This window comes from Flavobacterium sp. 20NA77.7 (assembly GCF_031326205.1).
GTDB classification, from domain to species: domain Bacteria; phylum Bacteroidota; class Bacteroidia; order Flavobacteriales; family Flavobacteriaceae; genus Flavobacterium; species Flavobacterium nakdongensis.
Window position 1 is genome coordinate 2122661 of record NZ_CP133721.1, and the last position, 11435, is coordinate 2134095.

Genomic DNA, 11435 nt, shown 5'->3' on the forward strand with positions numbered 1-11435 from the left:
TTTATTTAATTTATTAATTTTTCTAATATTGCTCTTTTATTTATCACATCAAGCATCGCTTGTAAAAGTTCTTGTTGTGCTGTGTATAATTGTTTTTGAGCGTCTGCAAAATCAAAACTTGTAGACAAACCTTCTCTAAATTTAATTTCTTGTTTAGCCTCAATTCGTTCAGCAAGTTTTAAATTAGCCTGTGCAATAGCATATTTTTGAATACAATACTCATAATCACTTTTTGCTTTTTGGTATTGTAATTTTAGTTTTTGAGCTGTTTCTGTTACTTGAACTTTGGCTTTTTCTAATTCAATTTTGGCTTGTTGCGTTCGGGCTGTTCGTCCAAAGCTACTAAAAACAGGCACATTTAATCCTAAACCAACATTTGAAAAATTATACCATTTTTGGCTAGAATTCATAATGTTGAATTGATTAGAAAATGTGTTGTATCCAAAATTTATTTGTGCACCAAGTGAAGGTAATGCTTTACTTTTTTCTAATTTAACTAATAACAGTTTACTTTGTTCAATATTTTTACCTATTTGAAAATCAATATTTTTTTCAACTTCAAATGTTTGTGATAATAAATTTAAATCAATGTTTTGTTGGGTTAAATCGTCTAATTTATCTGTTAGTTTCAAATCGTTTTCCAAATCAATACCTACAATTAATTTCAACATATTAAGTGCAATCTGTTTTTGTTTGGTAACATTATCTAATGCACTATTTAAAGAATTTAAGGTAATTTGTAATTGCTCTACACTTTCTTCTTCTATCAATCCGTTTTTATAAATTTGCTTGGTATCTGAAAGAATCTTTTCCAAGATTGCTTTATTTTTATTCAAAACGGAAATATTTTCTTCTGCAAATAATACATTCCCATAAGAATTGATGACAATTTCTTTTATTTCTTGGTTTGTTTTTACGATGGCATTTTCAGATATTTTTAAATACGTTTTTGCTGATTGTAACCCAACCAAATAAGAGCCGTCAAATATTAATTGATTTAAGCTTACCGATGTAATCGCATTGTGCTTTGTTCCAAATGCTATTCCAATAATTTCATCTGCTGGTGCCGCCGGATTAAACGTATTTGCTGCTACCCCTTGTTTTTGAAACTCAAACGTTTTTAAATAAGAAACCGACCCCGAAATTTGAGGCAAGCCCATAGTAGTTGTTTCCCATTTTTTCTTTTTTGCAATTTCTAAATCTTTTGAAGCATTTACAACGCTATAATTATTTTTTTGCGCATAATCAATAGCCTCTTTTAACGAAAAAGCAAATGAATTTACTCTTTCTTGTGCAAAAAGACCATAACTAATTGTCAAACAGGTTATCAAAGTTAATTTTCTCATTTTTACTATCAATTATTCTTTTTTAAATGTTTCTCTAATTCTTTTATTCCTTTTTCTGTACAAATTCCTCTTAAATGATATTCTAAATAAATCAATTGAATTTCATTTGACGAAAAAAGTTCTATATTAAAAATTTCTGTATCCTTTAAACTAGTCATGCCCGCAAAATAAAAACGAGCAATCAATGCTGTATTGATTTCTTTTCTAAAAAACCCTTGGGCTATTCCTTTTTCTAGATTTACAACAATACAATCGCCCATTTTATCAAATTGTTTTAACATCAACGTCTTATGAATTTTTGGATAATACTTCTGAAGTTGATATATAGGGGATGTACTTTCGTTTTTTAAATTTTTCATTACAAAATCCTTGATTACAAATAATTCTTCAATAGGATTATGACCTAAAGCAAAAATTGTATCAATACCACTGGAAATAGTGTCAAACAAATGCATGGTAGATTCTTCCACTAATTGGTCTTTGGTATTGTAATGCTGATAAATCGTTTTTTTTGAAATACCCATTTCTGTCGCAATATCATCCATGGTAACACTCTTGAATCCAAGTGTTAAAAACATATCAGTTGCTTTAATTAGAATTTGGTCTTTCATTTTTTAAGTATAATTTCGATGCAAATGTATGTCAGAAACTTTTAAAACAAAAATAGTTTCCAAAGTTTTTATAAAAATTTAACAATTGAATAACATTAAACAATTCTAACAAATAACTTATCTTAGCAAAAAAATATACAAATGTTAAGCTTACAACAATTTCAAGAGGTTGTTAAAAATCATTTTGAAAACACTAATTTAGATAAGGAACCAAAAAATTTATATGCACCCATATCCTACATTCTAGAATTAGGAGGTAAAAGAATTAGACCTGTTTTAACATTAATGTCAACGGCTGTTTTTGATGGTGACTATAAACAAGCGCTACCAGCAGCTACGGCAATAGAAGTTTTTCATAATTTTTCATTAATTCATGACGATATTATGGATGATGCGCCTTTGCGAAGAGGAAAACCAACCGTACATGAAAAATGGAATGTGAATACCGGAATTCTTTCGGGCGATGCTATGTTAATTTTGGCTTATCAATATTTTGAAAACTATAAGCCTGAAATTTTTCAAAAACTAGCTAAATTATTTAGTAAAACGGCCTTAGAAGTTTGTGAAGGGCAACAATATGATGTAGACTTTGAAACACGAACAAATGTTACTATTCCTGAATATTTGAAAATGATAGAATACAAAACCGCTGTTTTGCTTGGAGCTGCTATGAAAATGGGCGCTATTGTAGCGGAAACTTCGGAAGAAAATGGAAATTTAATTTATGATTTTGGGTTAAATTTAGGCATTGCCTTTCAATTGCAAGATGATTATTTAGATGCTTTTGGAAACCCAGAAACCTTCGGCAAACAAGTGGGGGGAGATATTATCGAAAATAAAAAAACGTATTTATTTTTAAAAGCAATGGAGTTTGCAACTGCAAATGATAAACAACAATTGGCACATTTATTTTCCATTCAATTAGCTGATAATGTAGAAAAAATTGAAGCTGCTAAGAAAATATTTGTAGAAAGCGGCGCAAGCGAAGCAACTAAAAAAGCGATAGCAAATTACACCTTAAAAGCTTTTGAAACTTTAGAGAAAATGGCTATTGATGGCGAAAAGAAAGCTATTTTAAAAGCCTTTGGGGAAAATTTAATGGGAAGAAACGTGTAAATTATACTCAAATTTTGAAATCCAAAAGGAGCTATAGTTTTATATTTTTTTAATAGAATTTATGGTATTTAGTCCGCCACAAAATATTGACACTTTAATTTCGCAAGCCGAAGAAGAAAACTTATACTTCAAACTAATAGAACAAGTCAATAAAGATTTTGGCTTAGCGAATGAAAATATTGATATTCCAGTCAGTATTTTGCCTTTTGAATTTAAAAATAGGATTCAAGAAAAATTACTGCATTTAATTCAAAACAAATTTAGTGAGTACTTAAATTTACTATATATTATTGATGTTTCAGAAGAAAAAATAAAAAAACTAGACGGCTCTGATATCTTTAAACTTACGGAAGATGTAACGTTTTTAATTCTAAAAAGAGAATGGCAAAAAGTATGGTTTAGAAAATATTATTAAAATTGAATTCTTACAAAAGGCATATAGGCCTGCGAATAAACATTATTGCGTTCTTTGTACAAAACATTATAACGTACACCCACAGTCACATTTTGAGATCTATAACCTGCGCCTAAGAACAAAGATGTATTCCAAAAATTTCGATTGGCTTGTGAATTAGCAGCAAAACTATTATTAACTCTAAGTTGTTCAACCTCAACAGACAATTGCATTTCTTCAAAAGCATTAAACAATCCAATAGTACTTACTCCATAAATCGCCGAAGAAAAATAACCACTTTGTTTACTGTAACTCCCTATCAAACCACACCCCATAGCTGTTTTAGAATTAAAATTATAATAAGCGGTTGGAGCTAAAGAAACATCTGTAAAACCGCCTCCTACAGCTAATCCTAACCCACCTCCATAAGTAACATGCTTCCAAAAATTACTTTTAATCTTAGAACCACTTTCATCTTGAGCAGTTAAAATTGAAAAATTCAGAATTAAAACCCCAAAAAAAAATGATTTTGATAACTTTAAGCATTTTTTCATATCCTTTTTAAACAATTTACAATTTAGTGCATAAAAGTATAAAATTCTTTGAAAGATTAGCAGAAAAGTTTATACTTTTGCATTAATTTTTTAACCCCAAAGATTGATACATCAATATCATGGATAGGTTTTCATTTTTAAACGCAGCACACACAGCATACTTTGCTGAACTATACGATCAATATTTACAAAATCCAGATAGCATAGAGCCTAGCTGGAGAAGCTTTTTTCAAGGTTTTGATTTTGCAAACGAATTTGCAAACCCTACTGAAGAACTAGGCAATGTAACTATTGACAACTCTAATCTTTCTGAGAAAATAGAGAAAGAGATACGAGTTATTCAACTTATTGAAGCATATAGAACAAACGGACATTTGTTTTCAAAAACGAATCCTGTTAGAGATAGAAGAACATTTTCTCCTTCTTTAGCTATTGAAAATTTCCATTTGTCTTCGACAGATTTAACGACTGTGTTTCAATCTTCGACATTAGTAAATAAAACAGCAATAACATTAGGTGAACTAATTCAACTATTAGAAAAATTATTTTGCCAATCGTTGGCTTTTGAATACAAATACATTCGTGATCCAAAAGCAACTCAATGGATTGAATCAAAAATAAACGCTATGACTGACGAAGTTTCGTCAGAAAGAAAAAAAATAATTCTTGAAAAACTTAACGAAGCCGTTTCTTTTGAAAATTTTTTACATACAAAATATGTTGGACAAAAACGCTTTTCTTTAGAAGGAAACGAAGCAGTAGTTCCTGCTTTTGATTTACTTATTGAAGATGCAGCACAAGTAGGCGTTGAACAAGTTGTACTGGGTATGGCGCACAGAGGGCGTTTAAATATTCTAGCAAATGTATTTGATAAACCTACAAAAAATATCTTCAGTGAATTTGATGGAAAAGATTATGCAGATGAAGATCATTTTGATGGAGATGTAAAATACCACCTTGGAATTACAACTCACAAAACCACTAGAGCAGGAAAAGCAATAAATATTAACTTAGTTCCAAATCCATCTCATTTAGAAACAGTAGGTGCCGTAGTTGAAGGTATTACACGTTCTAAACAAGATAGATTATACACAAACGAACCTAAGAAAGTATTGCCTATAATTGTACACGGTGATGCGGCCGTTGCAGGACAAGGTTTAGTTTATGAAGTAGCGCAAATGGTAAATCTTGATGGGTATAAAACACAAGGAACCATTCACGTAGTAATCAATAACCAAGTTGGGTTTACTACTAACTATACAGATTCTAGATCAGCAACTTATTGTACAGATATTGCAAAACTAACTGCATCTCCAGTAATACATGTAAATGCTGATGATGCAGAAGCAGTTGTAAAGGCATTAACATTTGCTTTAGAATACCGCATGGAGTTTGGATTAGATGTGTATATAGATGTATTGGGCTATAGAAAATATGGTCATAATGAAGGCGATGAACCTCGTTTTACACAACCAAAATTATACAAAACGCTAGCTAAACATAAAAACGTTAGAGATATTTATGGTGCTAAATTAGCCGAACAAGGTGTTATTGCATCAACTTATGTTAAAGAAATCGAAGAAGCATATAAAGCAAAATTAGATGAAAATCTAAATGCCTCAAGAGCGGAAGAACTAACAGTAATTACACCATTTATGCAAGATGAATGGGTTGGTTTTAACAAAGCTAACAGAACTAAAATGTTAGAAAAAATCAACACCGCTGTAGATAAAAAAATATTAACTGACATTGCAAAAGTAGTTACTGAATTGCCTACCGATAAAAAATTTATTAGTAAAATACAAAAACTAATCAACGACAGAAAAGTAATGTATTTTGATACAAATAAGTTAGACTGGGCTATGGGCGAAATGTTAGCGTATGGCTCTTTGCTAACGGAAGGCTATAATGTGCGTATTTCAGGGCAAGATGTAGAAAGAGGAACTTTTTCTCATCGTCATGCGGTTGTAAAAGTAGACGAATCTGAAGAAGAAGTTGTATTACTAGATCATATTCCAAACAAAAAAGGAAACTTTAATGCTTTCAACTCATTATTATCAGAATATGGTGTGGTAGGTTTTGATTATGGATATGCGTTAGCATCGCCAAAAACACTAACCATTTGGGAAGCACAATTTGGAGATTTTTCAAATGGCGCTCAAATTATGATTGATCAATACATTTCTGCCGCGGAAGACAAATGGAACAGTCAAAACGGATTGGTTTTCTTAATGCCTCATGGATATGAAAATCAAGGAGCAGAACATTCTTCAGCACGTATGGAACGTTATTTACAACTATGCTCACAACAAAATATGTTTGTTGCAGATTGTACAACCCCTGCAAATTTCTTCCACTTATTGAGAAGACAAATGCTAACGGATTACAGAAAACCATTGATGGTATTTACACCAAAAAGTTTATTGCGTCACCCAGAAGCAATTTCTGGAGTAGAAGAATTTGCATCTGGCACATTCCAAGAAGTAATTGATGATGTACATGTACATGCTGCAGATGTAAAAACAGTAGTATTCTGTACAGGTAAATTTTATTATGATTTAAAAGCAGAAAGAGAGAGCTTAGGGAGAAACGATGTAGCTTTAGTTCGTATTGAACAATTATTCCCTTTAGCAATAGATCAATTACAGGCAGTCATTGCTAAATATTCAAATACCAATGATTATGTTTGGGCACAAGAAGAACCAAAAAATATGGGCGCTTATGGTTACATGCTAATGAATTTTGATTTAGTAAAATTAAGACTAGCCTCATCACCAGCTTATAGTGCTCCTGCTGCTGGTAGCTATACGCGTTCTAAAAAACGTCATGCGGCTACTATTGCTAAAGTATTTGATAAAAATTTATAAAAAATAAATCGTATTTTTGAAATAACATATAACAACACTTTATAAAATTATATACCGATGATTTTAGAAATGAAAGTCCCTTCACCAGGGGAATCAATAAAAGAAGTAGAAATTGCTACTTGGTTAGTAAAAGATGGAGATTATGTAGAAAAAGACCAGGCAATTGCTGAGGTTGATTCAGATAAAGCAACACTTGAATTACCAGCTGAAATGAGCGGAATTATTACGCTTAAAGCGGAAGAAGGTGACACTGTGGCTGTAGGTGCTGTAGTTTGTTTAATTGATACAGATGCTTCTAAACCAGAAGGCGGTGCAAGCGCTCCAGCAACCGAGGCACCAAAAGCTGAAACTAAAAAAGAAGATGCGCCAAAAACAACACCTGTGCAAGAAACTACTTATGCAACGGGTTCAGCTTCTCCTGCAGCAAAGAAAATATTAGCCGAGAAAAACATTCAGCCTTCTGATGTTGTAGGAACAGGTAAAGGAGGTAGAATCACAACTGAAGATGCGGCTAATGCTGTACCATCTATGGGAACACCTACAGGAGGCTCTCGTGGTTCTGAACGAACAAAACTTTCTATGTTGCGTAGAAAAGTAGCTGAACGTTTAGTAGCCGCTAAAAACGAAACTGCCATGTTAACTACTTTTAATGAAGTTGATATGACGGCTATCTATACGTTACGCGAGCAATATAAAGATGAGTTTAAAACAAAACATGGTTTAGGATTAGGGTTTATGTCATTTTTCACTAAAGCGGTAACTAGAGCTTTGCAATTGTACCCAGATGTAAATTCAATGATTGATGGTCAAGAGAAAATATCTTATGACTTCTGTGACATTTCAGTTGCAGTTTCTGGACCAAAAGGGCTTATGGTACCTGTAGTTAGAAATGCCGAATTATTATCATTCCGTGGCGTAGAAGCAGAAATTAAAAGACTAGCTATACGAGCTCGTGACGGGCAAATTACTGTTGATGAAATGACGGGCGGTACATTTACTATTTCTAATGGTGGTGTATTTGGTAGTATGTTGTCTACACCAATTATCAATCCTCCACAATCAGGAATTTTAGGTATGCACAATGTGGTAGAGCGAGCTATTGTTAAAAATGGACAAATCGTAATTGCTCCTGTTATGTATGTTGCCTTATCTTATGATCATAGAATTATTGATGGTCGTGAATCAGTTGGATTCTTAGTCGCTGTTAAAGAAGCATTAGAAAATCCAACGGAACTATTAATGGATAACAATCCTAAAAAGGCATTAGAACTGTAATTTCAGACCTTTTTAAAATAAACTTAAAACCCGATTACATTTCTAATCGGGTTTTTAAATATAAAAATATGACCTCTTACATAGCCCTATTAAAAAATATTTTAAATGAAAAATGTCCAAAATGTGAGCAAGGAAAAGTATTTGCTACATCAGGAAATTTACTCTTATTGCGGATTCCAAAAATGCATGAAAACTGCTCAACTTGCAACCATAAATTTGAAAAAGAACCAGGCTATTTTTTTGGATCTATGTTTGTAAGCTATGCGCTTGCAGTAGGAGAAATGATTGTTTTATTTTTACTGCTGAATTTGTTTGTTTCAAGCTATATAACTATTATAATTCTTATTGGAATAGCGTCATTAATAGTAAGTACTTTTAATTTTAGATGTTCAAGAATGATATGGATATATATTTTTGATGGAATGAATAGAAAATTATAAAATACATAACCCTCATTTACAGGAAATATTTTTGTTTATTTGTAAGATGACAATTGCCATAAACAAAATCGTTTGTATGCAAACGCCAATGAAGATAGGCGACCCGAAACGAAGTTGAACCGGCAAAGCATACCATATGACCAATAAAAAACTAATAAATATCTACATATGAAAAAGAACCCAAAACAAGCTGCGATAGGATTTATATTTATTACCATGTTAATTGATATTACAGGATGGGGGATTATAATTCCTGTAATTCCAAAATTGATAAAAGAACTGATTCATGGTGATATTAGTGAAGCGGCAAAAATTGGAGGTTGGTTAACATTTGCCTATGCATTTACGCAATTTATTTTTGCACCACTAATTGGTAATTTAAGTGATAAATATGGGAGAAGGCCTATCATTTTAATTTCGCTATTTGCTTTTTCTATGGACTACTTGTTGTTGGCTTTTGCACCTACAATCACTTGGTTATTTGTAGGAAGAATTATAGCTGGTTTAACAGGGGCAAGTATTACAACTGCTTCAGCTTATATTGCAGATGTGAGTACACCCGAAAATCGAGCAAAAAACTTTGGAATGATTGGTGCCGCTTTTGGCTTAGGCTTCATTATTGGGCCAGTAATTGGTGGTTTACTAGGGCAATATGGCGCTCGAGTACCATTTTATGCTGCTGCTGTATTGTGTTTACTCAACTTTTTATATGGTTTTTTCATTTTACCTGAATCATTAGATAAAGAAAACCGAAGAGCTTTTGATATTAAAAGAGCTAATCCAATTGGCGCTTTATTACATGTAAAAAAATACCCTAAATTAATTGGTCTTGTTTTCGCTATATTTTTATTATATGTAGCATCTCATGCTGTTCATAGCAATTGGAGTTTCTTTACTATGTATCGCTTTAATTGGGATGAAAAAATGGTTGGTATTTCCTTAGGAGTAATTGGTTTATTAGTAGGGATTGTTCAAGGTGGATTAATCAGATGGATTAACCCTAAATTAGGAAATGAAAAAAGCATCTATATAGGCATGGCTTTATACACGATTGGTATGTTTTTGTTTGCCACAGCAACAGAAAGTTGGATGATGTTTGTTTTTCTTATTCCTTATTGTTTAGGCGGAATTGCTGGACCTGCAATGCAAGCCGTTATTTCCGAACAAGTTCCTTCAAATGAACAAGGCGAAATACAAGGGACATTATCGAGCTTAATGAGCGCCTCGGCTATTATTGGCCCTCCAATGATGTCTACTGTTTTTTATTTTTTTACACACAATGATGCTCCTTTTTTATTTCCCGGAGCCCCTTTTGTGTTAGGAGGTATTTTAATGTTTGTGAGCACTATTATTGCGTATTTTTCTTTTCGTAAAAAACAAAATGCTGTTTAAGTTACCTTAAACAGCATTTAAAAAAATATAGCTTATATTATTCTAAAATTAAATATTGCCAAGCTTGTAAACCAATAGGCGCATCGGTTCTAAATTGAATTTTATTTCCCGACATATATTCGGTAAAATCACCTTTTAGTTGAATTTTTGTTTCAATCGTTTGATTCGATAAATTGGCAATGAAAATTACTTTTTTACCGTCTTTTTCACGTTCAAAGGCTAAAATTTTATCATCATTGGCGGTTGGAATTCTTTTGTATGATGCAGCATTTTTACCTCCGTTTAAAGCAATATTATCTCGTTTTAATCGCCCTAATTTTTTGTAAATAGACATCATTTTCCCTTCTGTATGATCAAACTGATCTTTTTCAAAAAATTTCAAACGCTTATTTAAATCATATTCTTGACCATTATAAATCAATGGCATACCTGGCATGGTGAATGACAAAGCTGCAAAAACCTCAACAGCATTTCCTAATCTTTCATATTCTGTTCCGTTCCATGAATTTTCATCATGATTTGAAGTAAAAACCATATAAACATCATCTTTCTCATTTGATGTTAATACTTTTTGCATATAAGCATCAAAGTCTTTTACTGTGTTTTCGCCTTTGTAAATTTTATTAAAAATATGATGAACCGTCCAGCCGTATTGCATATCAAAAGCATCTTGCATTAAATCGGGTTGCTCTGCTTCCATTAACATAAAGACAGGCTTAATTTTGTTTAACTCTTTTGCCGTATTATCCCAAAAATCTCTTGGCACTTCCATAGCTACATCACAACGGTACCCATCAATATTATGTTTTTCAATCCAATATTTCATGTCTTCTAACATTGCTTTTCTCATGTTTGGATTATCATAATTTAAATCCGCAACGTCTGTCCAATCAAATGGAGAAACCATATTTCCTTTTTTATCGCGCGTATAATAATCATTATGCTCCGTTACCCAAGCATGATCCCAAGCTGTGTGATTTGGTACCCAATCCAAAATAACATAGATGCCATTTTCGTGGGCTGTTTTAACTAATTTATCAAAATCTGCTTTTGTTCCATAATTAGGCGTCACACTTCTATAATCTTTTACAGCATAATGACTTCCATAATATTTAGCTTTTTCATTTTCCGGTATTTGTTCAATTGAAACATTCCCATACGCTTTTCTATTCTTCATTCCCACTTCATGGATTGGCATTAACCAAATTATTTTTACACCTAAACTTTTCAATTTAGGAATGTCTTTTGTAAAGGCATTAAATGTTCCTTCTGGGGAATATTGACGAATATTTGCTTCGTAAATTACAGCATTTTCCATTTCACTTGAATCATAGTGAAATCCTGAAGGTGGTAAAAATTTAATTTCTTCTTTTTGTGCTGTAGCGCTAATACACATTAAAAGTGCAGCAAATGAGGTGATAAATTTTTTCATTTTTTTCT

At 32.1% G+C, this 11435-nt stretch carries 10 protein-coding genes; 6 read left to right on the forward strand and 4 right to left on the reverse strand.

Going from position 1 to position 11435, the window contains the following annotated elements:
- Positions 1-5: 5 nt before the first annotated feature.
- Positions 6-1346 (reverse strand): TolC family protein, encoded by a 1341-nt coding sequence (locus RF683_RS09475; RefSeq protein WP_309532047.1) that lies wholly within the window; start codon positions 1344-1346, stop codon positions 6-8.
- Positions 1347-1354: 8 nt separating this feature from the next.
- Entirely contained in the window at positions 1355-1957 is a 603-nt protein-coding gene (locus RF683_RS09480) for a TetR/AcrR family transcriptional regulator (RefSeq protein ID WP_309532048.1), read from the reverse strand.
- A gap of 141 nt (positions 1958-2098) precedes the next feature.
- On the opposite strand from RF683_RS09480, the gene RF683_RS09485 reads away from it, so the two are divergent.
- Complete coding sequence (locus tag RF683_RS09485) at positions 2099-3073, forward strand: polyprenyl synthetase family protein (RefSeq protein WP_309532049.1); 975 nt, start codon at positions 2099-2101, stop codon at positions 3071-3073.
- A 61-nt stretch (positions 3074-3134) separates the two neighbouring features.
- The gene (locus RF683_RS09490) at positions 3135-3488 is read left to right on the forward strand and encodes a hypothetical protein (RefSeq protein ID WP_309532050.1); all 354 of its coding nucleotides are present in this window, start codon (positions 3135-3137) and stop codon (positions 3486-3488) included.
- Here the strand turns inward: RF683_RS09490 and RF683_RS09495 are convergent.
- Positions 3485-4021, reverse strand: a complete 537-nt coding sequence (locus tag RF683_RS09495; RefSeq protein WP_309532051.1) for a hypothetical protein — start codon at positions 4019-4021, stop codon at positions 3485-3487. The two genes, RF683_RS09490 and RF683_RS09495, sit on opposite strands and share 4 nt — an antisense overlap.
- 119 nt (positions 4022-4140) lie before the next feature.
- Here RF683_RS09495 and RF683_RS09500 point away from each other — a divergent pair, with 119 nt between their 5' ends.
- The 4 genes from RF683_RS09500 (at position 4141) to RF683_RS09515 (ending at position 9995) form a co-directional block, all read left to right on the forward strand.
- On the forward strand, positions 4141-6888 hold the full coding sequence (locus tag RF683_RS09500) for a 2-oxoglutarate dehydrogenase E1 component (RefSeq protein ID WP_309532052.1): 2748 nt from the start codon (positions 4141-4143) through the stop codon (positions 6886-6888).
- A 57-nt stretch (positions 6889-6945) separates the two neighbouring features.
- On the forward strand, positions 6946-8163 hold the full coding sequence (gene odhB, locus RF683_RS09505) for a 2-oxoglutarate dehydrogenase complex dihydrolipoyllysine-residue succinyltransferase (protein ID WP_309532053.1): 1218 nt from the start codon (positions 6946-6948) through the stop codon (positions 8161-8163).
- A gap of 68 nt (positions 8164-8231) precedes the next feature.
- Positions 8232-8603: a DUF983 domain-containing protein gene (locus RF683_RS09510; protein WP_309532054.1), complete on the forward strand. Its 372-nt coding sequence runs from the start codon at positions 8232-8234 to the stop codon at positions 8601-8603.
- 168 nt (positions 8604-8771) lie between these two features.
- A complete protein-coding gene (locus RF683_RS09515; RefSeq protein ID WP_309532055.1) occupies positions 8772-9995 on the forward strand; it encodes a TCR/Tet family MFS transporter in 1224 nt (407 codons plus the stop codon).
- 37 nt (positions 9996-10032) lie between these two features.
- Here RF683_RS09515 and RF683_RS09520 read toward each other — a convergent pair whose 3' ends face one another.
- Positions 10033-11427, reverse strand: coding sequence for an alpha-amylase family glycosyl hydrolase (locus RF683_RS09520; protein ID WP_309532056.1), 1395 nt, complete (start codon positions 11425-11427; stop codon positions 10033-10035).
- Between the last annotated feature and the right edge of the window lie 8 nt (positions 11428-11435).

Excerpts from the sequence above, each read along its gene's own strand:
- RF683_RS09500 (WP_309532052.1), top strand. The coding sequence starts at position 4,141 with ATGGATAGGTTTTCATTTTTAAACGCAGCACACACAGCATACTTTGCT.
- odhB (WP_309532053.1), top strand. The coding sequence starts at position 6,946 with ATGATTTTAGAAATGAAAGTCCCTTCACCAGGGGAATCAATAAAAGAA.
- RF683_RS09510 (WP_309532054.1), top strand. The coding sequence starts at position 8,232 with ATGACCTCTTACATAGCCCTATTAAAAAATATTTTAAATGAAAAATGT.
- RF683_RS09495 (WP_309532051.1), bottom strand. The coding sequence starts at position 4,021 with ATGAAAAAATGCTTAAAGTTATCAAAATCATTTTTTTTTGGGGTTTTA.
- RF683_RS09485 (WP_309532049.1), top strand. The coding sequence starts at position 2,099 with ATGTTAAGCTTACAACAATTTCAAGAGGTTGTTAAAAATCATTTTGAA.
- RF683_RS09520 (WP_309532056.1), bottom strand. The coding sequence starts at position 11,427 with ATGAAAAAATTTATCACCTCATTTGCTGCACTTTTAATGTGTATTAGC.
- RF683_RS09490 (WP_309532050.1), top strand. The coding sequence starts at position 3,135 with ATGGTATTTAGTCCGCCACAAAATATTGACACTTTAATTTCGCAAGCC.
- RF683_RS09515 (WP_309532055.1), top strand. The coding sequence starts at position 8,772 with ATGAAAAAGAACCCAAAACAAGCTGCGATAGGATTTATATTTATTACC.
- RF683_RS09480 (WP_309532048.1), bottom strand. The coding sequence starts at position 1,957 with ATGAAAGACCAAATTCTAATTAAAGCAACTGATATGTTTTTAACACTT.
- RF683_RS09475 (WP_309532047.1), bottom strand. The coding sequence starts at position 1,346 with ATGAGAAAATTAACTTTGATAACCTGTTTGACAATTAGTTATGGTCTT.